General features: G+C 70.4%; 14 protein-coding genes. 7 read left to right on the top strand and 7 right to left on the bottom strand.

What is annotated here, in order from left to right; all coding sequences use genetic code 11:
* Positions 1-121: 121 nt before the first annotated feature.
* The 3 genes from ACZ52R_RS13160 to ACZ52R_RS13150 all read left to right on the top strand — a co-directional run bounded on the left by ACZ52R_RS13160 (position 122) and on the right by ACZ52R_RS13150 (position 3,218).
* Entirely contained in the window at positions 122-877 is a 756-nt protein-coding gene (locus ACZ52R_RS13160; protein WP_465616956.1) for a gamma-glutamyl-gamma-aminobutyrate hydrolase family protein, read from the top strand.
* A 194-nt stretch (positions 878-1,071) separates the two neighbouring features.
* Complete coding sequence (locus tag ACZ52R_RS13155) at positions 1,072-2,178, top strand: cation diffusion facilitator family transporter (protein ID WP_465753467.1); 1,107 nt, start codon at positions 1,072-1,074, stop codon at positions 2,176-2,178.
* 137 nt (positions 2,179-2,315) lie between these two features.
* A complete protein-coding gene (locus tag ACZ52R_RS13150; protein ID WP_360498533.1) occupies positions 2,316-3,218 on the top strand; it encodes a 5'-3' exonuclease in 903 nt (300 codons plus the stop codon).
* An 86-nt stretch (positions 3,219-3,304) separates the two neighbouring features.
* On the opposite strand, the gene ACZ52R_RS13145 is transcribed toward ACZ52R_RS13150, so the two are convergent.
* The 5 genes from ACZ52R_RS13145 to ACZ52R_RS13125 all read right to left on the bottom strand — a co-directional run bounded on the left by ACZ52R_RS13145 (position 3,305) and on the right by ACZ52R_RS13125 (position 7,855).
* Entirely contained in the window at positions 3,305-4,783 is a 1,479-nt protein-coding gene (locus ACZ52R_RS13145) for a purine-cytosine permease family protein (protein ID WP_465616952.1), read from the bottom strand.
* A gap of 226 nt (positions 4,784-5,009) precedes the next feature.
* A complete protein-coding gene (locus ACZ52R_RS13140) occupies positions 5,010-6,104 on the bottom strand; it encodes a radical SAM protein (protein WP_465661801.1) in 1,095 nt (364 codons plus the stop codon).
* Positions 6,105-6,117: 13 nt separating this feature from the next.
* Positions 6,118-6,651 (bottom strand): class IV adenylate cyclase, encoded by a 534-nt coding sequence (locus ACZ52R_RS13135; protein WP_465616948.1) that lies wholly within the window; start codon positions 6,649-6,651, stop codon positions 6,118-6,120.
* Positions 6,638-7,246 (bottom strand): hypothetical protein, encoded by a 609-nt coding sequence (locus ACZ52R_RS13130; RefSeq protein ID WP_465616946.1) that lies wholly within the window; start codon positions 7,244-7,246, stop codon positions 6,638-6,640. Before ACZ52R_RS13130 ends, ACZ52R_RS13135 begins: the two co-directional genes overlap by 14 nt.
* Positions 7,247-7,384: 138 nt before the next feature.
* Positions 7,385-7,855 carry an ATP-binding protein gene (locus ACZ52R_RS13125; protein WP_465661799.1) on the bottom strand — a complete coding sequence of 157 codons (471 nt, stop codon included), beginning with the start codon at positions 7,853-7,855 and terminating at the stop codon, positions 7,385-7,387.
* A gap of 191 nt (positions 7,856-8,046) precedes the next feature.
* Here ACZ52R_RS13125 and ACZ52R_RS13120 point away from each other — a divergent pair, with 191 nt between their 5' ends.
* Together ACZ52R_RS13120 and ACZ52R_RS13115 are read left to right on the top strand one after the other, a co-directional pair.
* Positions 8,047-9,423 carry a Tat pathway signal protein gene (locus ACZ52R_RS13120; protein WP_465661797.1) on the top strand — a complete coding sequence of 459 codons (1,377 nt, stop codon included), beginning with the start codon at positions 8,047-8,049 and terminating at the stop codon, positions 9,421-9,423.
* Positions 9,424-9,463: 40 nt separating this feature from the next.
* Positions 9,464-9,952 (top strand): SAM-dependent methyltransferase, encoded by a 489-nt coding sequence (locus tag ACZ52R_RS13115; protein WP_465616940.1) that lies wholly within the window; start codon positions 9,464-9,466, stop codon positions 9,950-9,952.
* 234 nt (positions 9,953-10,186) lie between these two features.
* On the opposite strand, the gene ACZ52R_RS13110 is transcribed toward ACZ52R_RS13115, so the two are convergent.
* Positions 10,187-13,042 carry a DEAD/DEAH box helicase gene (locus ACZ52R_RS13110; RefSeq protein ID WP_465617415.1) on the bottom strand — a complete coding sequence of 952 codons (2,856 nt, stop codon included), beginning with the start codon at positions 13,040-13,042 and terminating at the stop codon, positions 10,187-10,189.
* Between the two features lie 275 nt (positions 13,043-13,317).
* On the opposite strand from ACZ52R_RS13110, the gene ACZ52R_RS13105 reads away from it, so the two are divergent.
* A complete protein-coding gene (locus tag ACZ52R_RS13105; RefSeq protein WP_360498337.1) occupies positions 13,318-13,692 on the top strand; it encodes a hypothetical protein in 375 nt (124 codons plus the stop codon).
* A 30-nt stretch (positions 13,693-13,722) separates the two neighbouring features.
* Positions 13,723-14,118 carry an ArsR/SmtB family transcription factor gene (locus ACZ52R_RS13100; RefSeq protein WP_465753466.1) on the top strand — a complete coding sequence of 132 codons (396 nt, stop codon included), beginning with the start codon at positions 13,723-13,725 and terminating at the stop codon, positions 14,116-14,118.
* Here the strand turns inward: ACZ52R_RS13100 and ACZ52R_RS13095 are convergent.
* Positions 14,115-15,296 (bottom strand): aminotransferase class V-fold PLP-dependent enzyme, encoded by a 1,182-nt coding sequence (locus ACZ52R_RS13095; RefSeq protein ID WP_465616936.1) that lies wholly within the window; start codon positions 15,294-15,296, stop codon positions 14,115-14,117. The genes ACZ52R_RS13100 and ACZ52R_RS13095 overlap by 4 nt on opposite strands.
* Positions 15,297-15,402: the final 106 nt, after the last annotated feature.

The following is a 15,402-nucleotide window of genomic DNA, read 5'->3' as shown; positions in this document are numbered from 1 at the left end:
CAAGCAGTCACAGCGAACCGTACGGCCTGCGCCTCGCGGGGCGGAAGAGGGCAGGCGTGTGTGGCGCGCCGATATGCGTGGTTGACGGGGTATCGGGCGGTTCGGGAGGAGAATGCGCGCCATGGATCGCAGGCCTTTGATCGGTGTCAGCACCTACCTGGTGGACGCGAGTTGGAGCCACTGGCGGAGCCGTCGGGTCGCTCTCGTCCCCGAGCGGTACACCGCGTACGTCCGGGACTCCGGCGGGGTCGCCGTCCTGCTGCCGCCCGACGCCCCGGAGCGCGCGCCGGAGGTGCTGGCCCGGCTGGACGCGCTGGTCATCGCGGGCGGGCCGGACATCGACCCGGCGTACTACGGGGAGCCGGCCCATCCGGCGACCGAGGTGGACTCGCCGGAGCGGGACGTCTGGGAGGTCGCGCTGCTGCGGGCCGCGCTGGCGGCGGGGATGCCGCTGCTGGCCGTCTGCCGCGGGATGCAGGTCCTGAACGTGGTGTGCGGGGGCACGCTGGTGCAGCACCTGCCGGACGTGGTGCCGGTGGACGTGCACGGCGGCTCGCCGGGGAAGTACGGCTCGCACCCGGTGCGGCCGGTGCCGGGGACGCTGCTGGGCGGGCTGCTGCCGGAGTGCGAGCTGGAGGTACCGACCTTCCACCACCAGGCCGTCGACCGGGTCGGGACGGGCCTGCGGGTGAGCGCCCACGCGCCGGACGGCACGGTGGAGGCGCTGGAGGGGCCCGGCTTCACGCTCGGGGTGCAGTGGCATCCGGAACAGGGGGACGACCTGCGGCTGATGCGGGCCCTGGTTCGGGCGGCCACCGCCGCGGCCCTGGACGCGGTGGCGCTGGACCCGGCCTTGGACATGGCGGCGCTGGGATAGCTCAACTGGGCGCGGGCGCAGGGGATTTCTGCTGGTCGGACGGCTGCGGCGTGCGCCGGGTAAAGCCACCCGAACGGCAACGACAACGGTCACCAGTACAGCCTTTGGATCTTTGTCGATTCTGCGGTTCACTTCGGTTGCAGGGCGGTCGCGCCGCGCCCCTGTTCCCATCCGTGCGCCCAGAGAGGACTTCCATGGCCAGGCCCGAGCATTCGCACGATGATCATGCGCATGACCACCAGCCGTCGAACGGGGACGGGCACGCGCACGGTCACGGCGGACATGGCAGCCATGGCGGACACGGCAGCCACGGCGGGCACGGCGGCCACGGTGGGCACTCGCACGGCGTCTCCGCCGACGCGGACCGCCGCTGGCTGCTCAGCGCCCTCGCCCTGATCGTCGTCTTCATGGCCGGCGAGGTCGTGGTCGGCTTCGCCGCCAAGTCCCTCGCGCTGATCTCCGACGCGGCCCACATGCTCACCGACGCCGCCTCGATCGTGCTCGCCCTGATCGCGATGCGGCTCGCCGCCCGCCCGGCCCGCGGCGGCTACACCTACGGCCTCAAGCGCGCCGAGATCCTCTCCGCGCAGGCCAACGGCGTCACCCTGCTGGTGCTCTCGGCCTGGCTGGGCTACGAGGCGGTCACCCGGCTGATCTCGCCGCCCGCGGTCACCGGCTCGCTGGTGCTGGTCACCGCGCTGATCGGGATCGTGGTCAACCTCGCGGCCACCTGGTGCATGTCCAAGGCCAACCGCACCTCGCTCAACGTCGAGGGCGCCTTCCAGCACGTCCTCACCGACCTGTACGCCTTCATCGCCACCGCCGTCGCCGGTCTGATCATCCTGACCACCGGCTTCGCCCGCGCCGACGCGATCGCCTCGCTGATCGTCGTCGCGCTGATGCTCAAGGCCGGCGTCGCACTGGTCCGGGAGTCCGGGCGGATCTTCCTGGAAGCCGCCCCGGCCGGGATCGACCCGGACGCGGTGGCCGACCGGATGGTCACCGAGCCGCTGGTCGAAGAGATCCACGACCTGCACATCTGGGAGATCACCTCCGGCCAGCCGGCGCTGTCCGCGCACATCCTGGTCACCCCCGGCGGCGACTGCCACGCCGTCCGGCGCCAGCTCCAACGCCGGCTCGCCGACGAGTACGGGATCACCCACAGCACCCTCCAGGTCGACCACGTCGGCGAGGACGAGGCGGGCGCACTGTTGCAGATCGCCGCCCCGGGCGACACGGCCGCCGAGCACTGTGCCGACGCCCACGGCCCGGTCCACCGCGCCGGGCCGCACGAGCACTGACGGCGCACGAGCGCTGACGGCACACGAACGCCGACGCCGCACGGGCACGGGCACGGGCACTGGCGCCGCACGGGCACCGAGGCCCTCCGATGTCGCCCTCGTACGGCATGATCGGAGGCGTGACCGCACCGCGACTGATGCTGCTCGACTCCGCCAGCCTGTACTTCCGGGCCTACTACGGCGTACCGGACACCCTGCGCTCGCCGCAGGGCGAGCCGGTCAACGCCGTCCGCGGCCTGCTGGACTTCATCGCCCGGCTGGTCCACGACCACCGCCCCGACGAACTGGTCGCCTGCATGGACGCCGACTGGCGCCCCCAGTGGCGCGTCGACCTCGTCCCCTCGTACAAGACCCACCGGGTCGCCGAGGCCGCCGAGGACGGCGAGGAGGAGGTGCCCGACACGCTGGCCCCGCAGGTCCCGGTGATCGAGCAGGTGCTGGACGCGCTCGGCATCGCCCGGGTCGGCTCCCCCGGCTACGAGGCCGACGACGTGATCGGCACCCTCACGGCCCGCGCCAAGGGGCCGGTGCAGATCGTCACCGGGGACCGCGACCTCTTCCAGCTGGTCGACGACGCCCGCGGGATCACCGTGCTCTACCCCGTCAAGGGCATGGGCAACCTCCAGGTCACCGACGACGCGCTGCTGCTCGAGAAGTACGGCGTGCGCGGCGCCCGGTACGCCGACATGGCCGCCCTGCGTGGAGACCCGTCGGACGGCCTGCCCGGCGTCAAGGGCATCGGCGAGAAGACCGCCACCCAGCTGATCAACGAGTACGGGGACCTCGCCGGCATCCGCGCCGCCGCCCTCGACCTCGCCTCCAAGCTCACCCCCGCCCGCCGCCGCAACATCGTCGAGGGCTCCGCCTACCTCGACGTCGCCCCGAAGGTGGTCCGGGTCGCCGACGACGCTCCCCTGCCCGCCTTCGACCCGGCCCTCCCCCGCGAACCCCTCGACCCGATGACCCTTGAGGAACTCGCCACCCGCTGGGGCCTCGGCACCTCCCTCGACCGCGTCCTGGAAGCCCTGGCGACGCGCTGAGCAGCCCGACACGAAGGGCCCGCCGCACTCGGTGCGGCGGGCCCTTTCGGTCGGACGGGGGCGTCCGGGATGTTGGCGTCACGCGGTCAGGCGGTGACCCGTTCGGCCTGCTCCGCCTGGAGACCGGCGGGCTGCTCGGCGCCGGCGGAGGTGTTCTCCCGCGGCGTGGGAAGCACGGCCATGATCACGCCGGAGATCACGATGGTCGCCGCCCAGGCGAGCCCGTACTTGCCGACGAAAGTGCCGGAGAACGGGCCGGCGAACCAGTCGCACTTGGTGAAGGCGAGCCCGATCAGCAGCGCGAGCACCCAGGACACCATCGCCTGCCAGCAGAAGCCGCCCACGTACCAGTACCGGCTGCTCCGGCCGGTGTCCATCAGCGCGGCGGCGTCGTAGCGCACCGCGCGCGAGCGGCGCCGGAACATGTCCACCGCGTAGACGCCGATCCAGGCCGAGAAGGAGACGGCCAGCAGGATCAGGAAGGTGATGAAGGAGCCCAGGAAGCTCTTGGCGACCAGCATCAGCAGCAGGCCGCCGACCAGCGAGATCACGGCGTTGATGCTGACGGCCATGGCGCGCGGCAGCTTGACGCCCATGGTCTGCGCGGTGAAGCCGGCCGAGTACATGGAGAGGCTGTTGATCAGCAGCATGCCGACAATCGCGGTCAGCAGGTAGGGCACGGCCAGCCAGGTCGGCAGCAGGTCGCCGAGGAAGGAGACCGGGTCCGCGGCCTCGGCCAGGCCCGGCGAGGCCACCGCCATCACGGCACCCATCAGCACCATCGGCACCATCACCAGGCCGGCGCCGGAGACCGTCACGCCGACGATCTTCCGGCCGGAGGCGGCGTGCGGCAGGTAGCGGGCGAAGTCCGGGCCGGTGGGGACCCAGCTGATGCCACCGGCGGCGATGGTCCCGATGCCGGCGATCATCATCGCGGTGGTGCCCGCGGGCTTGGCGAAGACCTCGCTCCAGTGCATGGTCGCGACCAGGTAGCCCAGCACCAGGACACTGAAGATGCCGAAGAGGTACGTCGACCAGGTGTTGCAGACGTTCAGCGCCTTCCGGCCCATGCCGGAGACCAGGAAGGTGCAGGCGACGAAGACGAAGAGCGTGACGACGATCAGCACGGTGTTGCTCTTGACGCCGAAGAGCAGGTCAAGGACGGTCAGCACGGCGTAGGCACCGGTGACGGCGTTGATCGTCTCCCAGCCGAACCGGGCGATCCAGAGGATCGCGCCGGGGAACAGGTTGCCGCGCACACCGAAGGTCGCCCGGGAGAGCGTGGCACCCGGGGCTCCGCCCCACTTGCCGGAGACGGACAGCAGGCCGACCATGCCGAAGGAGGCGAGCGCGGCGCACGCGGCGACGATCAGGACCTGCCAGAAGTTCAACTGGTTGAACACCACCAGGGCCGCGCCCATGGTGAGGAGCAGGACGCTGATGTTCGCCGCGACCCAGGTCGGGAAGAGCTCGCGGACTCTGCCCCGGCGCTCGTGGTCCGGGACGGGTTCGATACCGCGGGTCTCTATCGCGCCGTCGGTGTCGGCGGTGGACAGCTTGTCCATGAGGGTGGCTCCGTGCGTGTGAAGCGGGAGATAAATCGGGCAAATGGAACATTGATGGAACTCTTCGCGCGTAGCGCGGGAGTTGAGTCATCCTACTTTGTCCACTTCGACCCGAGCGCCGTCGGCCGCACTGCGCAACGCCAAGGGGCCCGCACGTTCGCGTCGTCGAACGTGCGGGCCCCTTGGCGTTGCGCAGCCCGCGGCCACCCGCCACATTCGGCCTCGGTCAGGCAGCGGTCCCGGACGCGCTCGTCAGCCTTCGGACCTCTGCATCCTTGAAAGCCCTCACCTCTTCCACGATCCCGCTCCTCCGCAACTCGGGCACAGGAACGCAGAGGTCCATCCGCTGGATACAGACGCCCACCATGTACTCCCCTTGATCAGTGAGGTACAGGCGGATGCCGTAGTAGCCCTCCTCACAGTCCGTGTCATTGTTCAAACGACACGACGCGCACGTACCGGGAAGCCGTACGGGCAGCAATCGCTTGACATAGACCGCCCGGCTGCCGAGCGCCCGGTAGAGGGTGCGCTCATCGGAAGTCCCAGCGGTGAACGTCCGGAGCACCGGTTCCGCGCCGACACGGGCGAGCACTTCGGAGATGGCCGCGGTCGACTCCGCTCCGTCCTGGATGCTGGTGAGCATCCGCACGTCCGCGAACTGACCGTACGACTCCACCAGGTTGACGATGCGGTCGACGTGGGTCATACCGGGGACGACGATGTTCACGGAGACCTTCACGCCGTTGGAAACGGCAGCCCGGATGGTCTGCTCCGCGGCGCGGATCTTCGTCCCGGCCAGACCCGCCGACCTGAAGCGCTCGGACTGAACGGCTCGGAGTTCTTCGGGGGTCGTGCCGAAGACGGAGACATTGGCCCGGTTGAGGCCGGCCGCCGAGCAATCCCGCATGACCTGCCGGCCGCGCTCCCCGTTGCTGGTCATTCCGACGCTCAGCCCCATTCCGGTGAGCGCCGAGACCAGCGAGGACACTTCCGTGTGGAGCGTGGGTTCCCCGCCCGTGAGGTGAACCTCGTCGGCGTCGAACGCCCTCGCCACGGTTCGCACCGCACGTCGGAAAGACATGTCCGGGGCCATCCTGGCGGCAAGGAAGCCGACCCCGTTCGTCTCGCTGTAGATCGATACGCGGCCGGTCCTGCCCGGACCGGCCGCGAAGGGCAGTTCGGTGCGGCCTCGGTGGTCGGCGGTGACGGGCGTTCCCTCGTTGTGGCAGAACGTGCAGGCCAATCCGCAGTCGTCGATCACCTTGATGCGGACAGTCCTGTCGCGGACGACCCTGACCGCCGGACGGTTGGTTGCCGACAAGGTTCGTCTCCTGTCACTCGAACGTGAGCCGGGGGATCGCCTCGATGTCGATCCCGTACCGGCGGTAGACCTTGGTCGTGTTCTCGCTGGTCAGCTCCCCCAAGGGGAGCTTCAGCGAGAGCGCGGTCGTGTGGACGTGTTCGGCGCTGTCGCCCTCGATCTCCAGGTACGGGGGGATCAGCGGCCAGTGGTCGATCTCGATGGCCGCGCCGCCCAGCGTCCAGGAGGACCGGCGGTTCTCCTGGTACGCCTTCGGCTGGTAGCCGAGCTTGCCGAGGAGCGTGTTCATGGCGTCGAAGTCGCCGACGCTCGTCTCCGTCTCGGTGACGCCGTCGATCGCGTCGGAGTGGATCTCCTTGACGCACAGGGTGACGTCGGAACCGGTGTCACGCAGCCGGACCCACGCACCCGGCCGACCGGGGATGTCGTAGACATAGCGGCGCTGGAACCGGTCACGCAGGTGCTCGGCGCCGGCTTCCGCCAGCAGGGCGCGCATCGTCTCCGGCTCGATGTTGAGGACCTTCGCCTCGAACTCAATCGCGGTCATGGGAAGTTGCCTTCCTCGATGCGGTACGGGCATGCGCGCGCACGATATCGGCGATGCCCCTCGCCACCTCCTCGGGCGTACGGCCGGTGCCGTCCACCGGCACCAGACCGAACTCCCGGTACACGCGGGAGCTTTCCGCCACGTTCGGCTCTTCCCGCTGGTGCCAGTACGTCAGCGTCCCTCGCTCGGAGCGTCGATTGAGCCGCTCTTGGCGTACGCGTTCGTCCACTCCCAGGAGGATCGGCACGTCCGGCACGAGGGCATCGCTCGGGTACTCCGGCACGCAGTCCTGCCCCATCGCCCTGTGAGTGGCGATGGTGCGCGGGAAGTAGGACTCGACCACCACCGTTCGGCCGACCTCCACGAGCGCCCGCGCGGTCTCGGACTTGATGTGGTTGGCCATCATCCACCAGTGGAACCGCGCCGACAGAACGCCGGCGGCGTCGACTTCCGCCCGCATGCGGGGGAACGTCGGCAATGCCCCGTCCGTGAGGTGAACGCCGTTGACGAACGCGGCGACCAGCGGGGCGACGGTGGTCTTCCCGCTCGCACTCAGACCGTCGAGGGTGACGAAGACCCCTTGGGTCACGTCCAATGTGAACTCCGTTTCCTTGCTCGGTTCTTCGCGGCCCCCAGGTCCAGGGGCCCCGGGGGCTCCCCGCAGGCACGCGACTCGGTGGGCGGCCTGCCGGCGGGTGTGGGGCGTCGAGGTGAGTGCGGCGCACCGTCTCCATCAGCTCGGTGAGCATGACGAGGTCACGCACCACCCGGTAACCGGATCGGGCAGGTCGATCTCGGACCAGATCTCCTTGCCACCCTCGGGAAGGTTCTCGACACCGAACCGGGACACGACCCCCATGACCAACCTCAGGCCGCGCCCACAGGTCGCCTCGTCGCTCACCGACCGGCACTCGGGCCTGCCGCCGCCCGGGTCGGCCACGGACACTCGCAGCACACCCGGGGCGGACGTCAGAGAGGCGGTCAGTTTCAGATCCGGCTGGTCGCCGCCGCAGCCGTGCTGCACGGCGTTGGTGCCGAGTACGGACAGGACGAGTTCCACGTCGCCCAGCACGTCACCGCGCTGCCGGTCGTCCAAGCCGAGACCAAGCAGCGGCACAGCCATCCGGGCCCAGCGGCGGAGCTCACCGATCCGCTCCCGTTCAGCGGTAAACCTCGTCGTGATGATGTGTGATCCGGGCTCCATGAGGGCGCCTCACTCACTCGGGGCCGGGCTTTCGGGAAAACGTCCCTGCTGCTGGCCGAACGTGACGGAACATTCGCAGTGCAACCTGTGACTGCCTTGCACGAACAGCAAACCGCCCAAGTTCGCTGGGAGTAAGGTGTCGGCTACCTTCCGCTGTTAAACCGGTTAAACGGCACCGCCAGGAGACCCCCATGGGGCGTACCCGCCAGCCCAATGAACGGCTGGGACAGCTCATCCGGGAAACAGGCCGACCGAACGAAGCCCTCGCCCGGGCCTTGTGCGCCGTCGCGGCCGGTCACAACGATCCGGCACGGCCGAGCCGGGCATCCGTCACGCAATGGGTCCGCCAGGGCGTGATGCCCTCCGGGAACATCCCTCAGTACCTCACGCAGGTGCTCACCACCTGGCTGAACCGTGACGTCACCCTGTGTGCGATGGGGTTCGGAGACGAGCAATCGGATCTACGTGACTGGGGTTTGGATACGCTGAAAGCCCTGGCGGCTCTTGGACGGATCGACGTTGACGTGGAACGCAGACAGCTCCTCCGCACGCTCACGTACTCTCTTGGAGCGCTGAGTATCCCCCCCGACAGTTGGTGGGAGCACATGGCCCGAACGGAGAGTCGCGGCATCACACAACGCCGCTCCGGCCAGGCCGATGTGGACGCCGTCCGCGAGATGGCGGGGCTGTTCTCCCAGCTCGACCAGCGCCGTGGCGGCGGGCACGGCCGCACGGCGGTCGCGCAGTACCTCCTCACGGACGTCGGAGAGTTCCTCCAGGGCACCTTCTCCTCCGACCGGATTCGGCGGGACATGTTCTCCGCAGCATCCGAACTCGCCTACCTGGCAGGGTGGACGGCGTTCGACAACGGCGAGCACCCCACCGCCCAGCACTACTACACCGTCGCCGTGAAGCTGGCGGCCGAGGCCGACGACGCCGCGATGGCCGGCCACGTACTGCGCGCCATGGCCCACCAGGCGGTCGACCTCCGGAAGCCGGACCATGCCGTCAGGGTCGCCGAGGCATCCATGGCCGGCGACCGGTACGGGCTCGCCAGCCCTCGCGAGCGGTCCCTGCTCGGCGTCGTCCACGCACGTGCTCTCGCTGCTGCCGGGCGCACCGCGGAGGCGAACGCCGCGCTCCTTCAGGCCGAGCGGGATCTGTCCGCGGCCTCGCCCGGCGACGACGAACCGGCCCGGGTGTTCTTCTTCGGCGAGGCCTCCTTGGCGCACGAAACGGCGTCGGCGCTACGCGACCTCGGCGACTTGGAAGGTGCGGCGAAGGAGTTCGAACGCAGCGTTGCAACGCGGAAGGTCGCTTCCTTCACCAGGACCCACGCGGTGACCCTCGGTCACCTGGGCCTCGTGAAGGCCCGGCAACACTCGATCGAGGAAGCCTGCACAATCTGGTCCCGGTCGCTCGACGCCATGCAGGCGGTCCGCTCCGCCCGTACCCGCGATGTCGCCCTGGGCATCCGCAGTGCTCTGTCGCCCTATCGCGGACGGAAGGTGCAGGCCATCGACACCATCGACAGGCTCGCCGCCGAGTACCTGGCGGCCACCATCTGACCCGCCGTCCTGGCGGGTCCGTTCAGAGGAGGGGAAGCACGTGGGTGAAGTCTTCAGCGTGGAGGCGCTCGGGCATGTTGTGGGAGGCCGAACGGAACCGACCGACGACTACTGGGGAGGGACACGTGCCATCATCCGACTGGACGGCGACAGGTTTCCGCTCGACGCGACGAAGGGGCTGGAGGAGTTCTCCCACCTCGATGTGATCTTCCGGTTCCACAAGACCGACCCGGCCGATCTGAACTTCGGCGCACGCCGTCCCCGGGACAACCCGGACTGGCCCGAGGTCGGCGTGTTCGGCCACCGGAACATGCGGCGCATCAACTGGCTGGGGTCCTCCCGTTGCCGGCTCGTCAAGGTCGACGGCCTGGACCTGCACGTCGAGGACCTGGACGCCATCGACGGCACCCCGGTCCTCGAAGTGAAGCCCTGGTTCGAGGAGTTCGGCCCGCGCGGAGAGGTGCGCCAGCCCGCGTGGACGACGGAGATGCTCCGCGACTACTTCGCCCCGGTGGACCCTGCTCACTGAACGTCTCGCCTGGGATCACCTTGCTTCTGCCCATCCCTCTGCCCGCGCCCCAGTTCCCTGGGGAGCGGGTCGTCCAACTCCCTACGTCCCCGTCAGCGCGGGCCTCGGAGTTTGGAAACAACGCCGCCGCTTCGGCTGAGCCGAAGCGGCGGCGGGCAGGCGGGTGGGGGTGGGAGCGCCAAGGGGCCCGCACGTTCGACGACGCGAACGTGCGGGCCCCTTGGCGTTGCGCGGTCAGCTCACGGAGGAGTAGGCGATGATGCCGCGGCGGAGGCTGTCGACGGCCTTGCGGGCGGTCTTGCGGAGGTCGGCGTCCTCGCCGGCGGCGTCCTGGATCTGGCCGAGGACGTCGATCAGCTGCTTGGTCCAGCGGACGAAGTCGCCGGCGGGCATGTCGGCGTCGCGCAGGACCTGGTCGAGGTTGTGGCCGAGCGCCCAGCGGTAGGCGACCCAGGCGAAGCCCAGGTCGGGTTCGCGCTGGCCGACGCCCTCGGCGGTGTTGATCCGGTGCTGCTCCTCCAGGGCGTCCAGGTGGCCCCAGATCCGGACCATCTTGCCCAGCGCCTCCTTGGCCGCGCCCTCCGGCACCCGGGGGGCTCCGGCGTCGTCAGCCTGGCGGGCCTCGTACACCAGCGCCGAGGCGCAGGCGGCGAGTTCGGCGGCGGCGAGGCCGCTCCAGACGCCTTCGCGGATGCATTCGGAGGCGAGCAGGTCGAGTTCGCCGTAGAGCCGGCCGAGCCGCTTGCCGTCGTCGGTGACGGTGTCGCCGCGGAGGTAGCCGAGGTCGGTGAGCAGGGCGCAGACCCGGTCGAAGGTGCGGGCGATGGTGTGGGTGCGCGAGCGCATCCGGCGTTCCAGCATTTCGGTGTCGCGGTGCAGCCGGTGGTAGCGCTCGGACCAACGGGCGTGGTCCTCGCGGTCGGAGCAGCCGTGGCAGGGGTGCTGGCGCAGTTCGGCCCGCAGTCGGGTGATCTCCGGGTCGTCGGCGGCGGCGGCGCGGCCCTTGCGGAACCGTTCGGGTTCGAGGTGGCCGGCCTTGGTGCGCAGCGCGGAGGCGAGGTCGCGGCGGGACTGCGGGCTCCGCGGGTTGAAGGACTTGGGGATGCGGACGCGCTCGATCGCGGCGACCGGGTACGGGAAGTCGATCATGGCGAGCCGCTTGACCTGGCGTTCGGCGGTGAGGACCACCGGGCGCGGGCCGTCCTGGAAGTCGGGGTGGCGCCGGTCGCCCCGGCCGGAGCGGTCGACCGGGGGCAGGCCGGGGTCGAGGACCAGGGCGAGGCCGGCGAACTTGCCGGTGGGGACGTGGATGACGTCGCCCGGCTTGAGGTGCTCGATGGACTCGACGGCGGCCGCGCGGCGCTGGCTGGTGCCTTCGCGGGCCATCTCGTTCTCGCGGTCCTTGAGCCGGCGGCGCAGCTCCATGTACTCGTCGAAGTCGCCGAGGTGGCAGGTCATCGACTCGCGGTAGCCGTCCAGCCCTTCCTCGTTGCGCTGCACCTGGCGGGCGATGCCGACGACCGAGCGGTCCGCCTGGAACTGGGCGAAGGAGGTCTCCAGCAGTTCGCGCGAGCGGTGCCGGCCGAACTGGGAGACCAGGTTGACGGCCATGTTGTAGGAGGGCCGGAACGAGGACTTGAGCGGGTAAGTACGGGTGCCGGCCAGGCCGGCCAGCGCCTCCGGGTCGAGGCCGCGCTGCCAGAGCACCACGGCGTGGCCCTCGACGTCGATGCCGCGTCGACCGGCCCGGCCGGTGAGCTGGGTGTACTCGCCGGGGGTGATGTCGGCGTGGGTCTCGCCGTTCCACTTGACCAGCTTCTCCATGACCACCGAGCGGGCGGGCATGTTGATGCCGAGCGCGAGGGTCTCGGTCGCGAAGACGGCCTTGACCAGGCCCTTCACGAAGAGCTCTTCGACGACTTCCTTGAACCGGGGCAGCATCCCGGCGTGGTGGGCGGCGATGCCGCGCTCCAGGCCGTCCAGCCACTCGAAGTAGCCGAGGACGTGTAGGTCCTCGTCGGGGATGTCGGCGCAGCGTTCCTCGACGAGGGCCCGGACCTGGGCGCGGTCGGAGTCCTTGTTGAGCCGCAGCCCGGAGCTGAGGCACTGCTGGACGGCGGCCTCGCAGCCGGCCCGGCTGAAGATGAAGGTGATCGCGGGCAGCAGGCCTTCGGCGTCGAGCCGGTCGATGACGTCCACCCGGCCCGGTGTCCAGACCCGGCCGGGACGGCCGTTGGGCATCGAGCGGCCCCGGCCGCGGCCGAAGCGGTCGCGGGGGTTGCGGTCGACCTCGGAGCGGGCGAGCCGGACCAGTTCGGGGTTGACGGCCTTGCCGGGGTTCTTCAGGTTGTTCTTGGGGCGGCCGTCCCGGTCGGGGTTGGCGAACAGGTCGTACATCCGGTTGCCGGCCATCACGTGCTGCCACAGCGGCACCGGGCGGGTCTCGGAGACGATCACCTTGGTGCCGCCGCGCACGGTGTCCAGCCAGTCGCCGAATTCCTCGGCGTTGGAGACGGTCGCGGAGAGCGAGACGAGGGTGACCGACTCGGGAAGGTGGATGATGACCTCCTCCCAGACGGCGCCGCGGATGCGGTCGGCGAGGTAGTGCACCTCGTCCATGACGACGTAGCCGAGGCCGTTGAGGGTGCTGGAGCCGGCGTAGAGCATGTTGCGCAGCACCTCGGTGGTCATGACCACCACGGGGGCGTCGCCGTTGACGGTGTTGTCGCCGGTGAGCAGGCCGACCTTGGCGGCGCCGTAGCGCTTGACCAGGTCGCCGTACTTCTGGTTGGACAGGGCCTTGATGGGCGTGGTGTAGAAGCACTTGCGCCCGGCGGCCAGGGCCAGGTGCACGGCGAACTCGCCGACGATGGTCTTCCCGGAGCCGGTGGGGGCGGCGACCAGGACGCCCGAGCCGGATTCCAGCGTCTCGCAGGCCTCCAGCTGGAAGTCGTCCAGCGGGAAGTCGTACAGCTGCTGGAAGCCGTACAGGGCGGTGGCCTGTTCCTTGGCCCGGCGACGACTGGCCGCGTACGCCTCGGCGGGGCTGAGCTCCTGGTCGACCTGGGGCTCTGGATCGGGGGTGTTCATCGCCGTCCGGGTGTGGTTGGTGTGATCTCGCATCTCAGCGAGAGGTTACCCGGGAGGACTGACATCGATAGCACCGTTTTTTCGCGCTACGGATCAGTTCCCGCACAGCTCCATAGTTGCAAATGTCTTCAAGCGATCGCGATGCGTCCGAGTTCGGACATCTCCGGTCATTCCCGGTGGACCGGGCCGCAGGCTTCCTACCGTCGTCGTCACAGCCACCACACGGCCACCAAGCGGCCCGCACACGGCCGCCGACGCACGGGAGGACAGCCACGATGGCGAACCTGGAGACGTCCCTCAAGGACGCCATGTCGATCGACGGCGCGATCGGCGTCGCCCTGGTCGACTACGGCAGCGGCATGGCGCTCGGCAGCCTCGGCGACGGCGGCGAGCTGGACCTCAACGTCGCCGCGGCGGGGAACACCGACGTGGTCCGCGCCAAGATGCGGGCGATGGAGATGCTCAACCTGCACGACAACGAGATCGAGGACATCCTGATCAGCCTGACCAACCAGTACCACATGGTCCGGCCGATCACGACGCCCACCGGGCGCGGCCTGTTCCTCTTCCTGGCGCTCAACCGCAGCCGCTCCAACCTCGCAATGGCCCGCCACCAGCTCAAGCGGATCGAACTATCGCTGGAGATCTGAACCCGGACCGACACCAGGAAGGGGGGCCTCGTGACGGTGGCGCTCTACCAGGCCAAGGCCGAGTTCTTCCGGATGCTCGGCCATCCCGTCCGGATCCGGGTGCTGGAACTGCTCCAGGCCGGGCCGACGCCCGTCCGCTGCCTGCTCGCCGAGCTGGAGGTCGAACCCTCCAGTCTCTCCCAGCAGCTCGCGGTGCTGCGCCGGTCCGGCATCGTCACCGCCACCCGGGAGGGCAGCACGGTGGTCTACGCGCTGGCCGGCGGGGACGTGGCCGACCTGCTGCGGGCGGCCCGGCGGATCCTCACCGGGCTGCTCGCCGACCGGAACCTGCTGCTCGCGGAGCTGCGCGGGGACGCGAGCCCGCGCGGGGACACGGGACTGCGCGGGGACGCGAACCTGCGCGGGGACGCGAGCCTCGGACGCTAGCCCTCCAGCTCCTTGAGCACCCCCGCCAGCCCGTCCGCCAGCCGCTCGTACTCCTCCGGCCGGTTGTACAGCTGGGCGCTGATCCGCAGCACCCCGCCGCCGGCCCAGGGGCGGACGGCGATGCGGGTGCGCAGCCGCTGCCACACCTCGGCCATCAGCGCCCGTACCTGCGGCTCGGTCTCGCCGTGGCCGGCCGGCAGCCGGACCGTGCGCATCCACACCCCGGGCGTCGCGGGCAGCGGTTCCAGCCCCGCGCGTTCGACCAGCGCCTGCCGGCCGTACGCGGCGAGCGCGGTGTTGTGGGCGGCCACCGCCGCCGGGCCGAGCGTGCGCAGCAGGTCGAAGCCGGCCGGGGCGGCCAGCCAGGGCGTGTAGTCGCAGGTGCCGCGCCATTCGACGTTGCCCGGGAAGCCCTTGTCGTGTTCCCAGGACAGCGCCAGCGGGCGTACCCGGCCGGTCCACTCGGGGCGGACGGCGAGGACGCCGGTGGCGCGCGGGGCGAAGGCCCACTTGTGCAGGTTGCCGAACCAGAAGTCGGCGTTCGGGTCGGCCGGGGCGGGCAGCATGCCGGGCGCGTGGGCGCCGTCGACGACGGTGGTCACGCCGCGTTCGCGCAGGTCGGCGAGCAGGGCCGGGCCGGCCACCAGGCGGGCGGTGGGCGAGGTGAGCTGGTCCAGGACGGCGACGGTGGTGCGTGCGTCCACGGCGGCGAGCACGGCCTCCCGGACGGCGTGCTCGTCCGGGGCGTCCAGCGGGATCCGAGCGACGACCAGTTCGGCTCCGGTCTCGGCGGCTTTGCGGGCGACGGCCTGGGTCACCGCGCCGTAGCCGTGGTCGGTGACCAGGATCCGGTCGCCGGGGGCGAGCGGGAGGGTGTCCAGGGCGATCGCGACCGCCTCGGTGACGTTGGCGACCAGGGCGAGCCGGTCGGGGTCGGTGCCCAGTTCGGCGGCGATGAGGGCCCGGGCGGCGGCGATCCTGGCCGGGAGGTCGGCGAAGAAGCCGTCCGGGTCGAGCTCGTGTTCGGTCCGCAGCCGTTCCTGCGCGCGCTGCACCGGGAGGGGCACGGCGCCGTACGACCCGTGGTTCAGGTGCGCCGCGTCCGTCGACACGCTGAACAGGCCGTCGGCGGCGGGCAGCGGGGCCGGGGGCTCGGCGGTCTTCAGGTCCTCGGTCACGGTTTCCTCCGCTCGTCCGGCCTTCCATGGCCTCGTATGGCGTCATATGGCGTCGCGCGGCGTCGTATGGCGCACATCACGTGGTGTGTGACATTTCACATGACAG

The organism is Kitasatospora sp. NPDC034023 (assembly GCF_055575795.1).
Note: the sequence above shows the minus strand (reverse complement) of the source record. Positions and strands in the feature narration are given on the sequence as shown.

Bases quoted from the DNA above. Each gene is read 5' to 3' on its own strand.
- ACZ52R_RS13160 (WP_465616956.1), top strand. From the start codon at position 122: ATGGATCGCAGGCCTTTGATCGGTGTCAGCACCTACCTGGTGGACGCG.
- ACZ52R_RS13155 (WP_465753467.1), top strand. From the start codon at position 1,072: ATGGCCAGGCCCGAGCATTCGCACGATGATCATGCGCATGACCACCAG.
- ACZ52R_RS13150 (WP_360498533.1), top strand. From the start codon at position 2,316: ATGCTGCTCGACTCCGCCAGCCTGTACTTCCGGGCCTACTACGGCGTA.
- ACZ52R_RS13145 (WP_465616952.1), bottom strand. From the start codon at position 4,783: ATGGACAAGCTGTCCACCGCCGACACCGACGGCGCGATAGAGACCCGC.
- ACZ52R_RS13135 (WP_465616948.1), bottom strand. From the start codon at position 6,651: ATGACCGCGATTGAGTTCGAGGCGAAGGTCCTCAACATCGAGCCGGAG.
- ACZ52R_RS13125 (WP_465661799.1), bottom strand. From the start codon at position 7,855: ATGGAGCCCGGATCACACATCATCACGACGAGGTTTACCGCTGAACGG.
- ACZ52R_RS13120 (WP_465661797.1), top strand. From the start codon at position 8,047: ATGGGGCGTACCCGCCAGCCCAATGAACGGCTGGGACAGCTCATCCGG.
- ACZ52R_RS13110 (WP_465617415.1), bottom strand. From the start codon at position 13,042: ATGAACACCCCCGATCCAGAGCCCCAGGTCGACCAGGAGCTCAGCCCC.
- ACZ52R_RS13105 (WP_360498337.1), top strand. From the start codon at position 13,318: ATGGCGAACCTGGAGACGTCCCTCAAGGACGCCATGTCGATCGACGGC.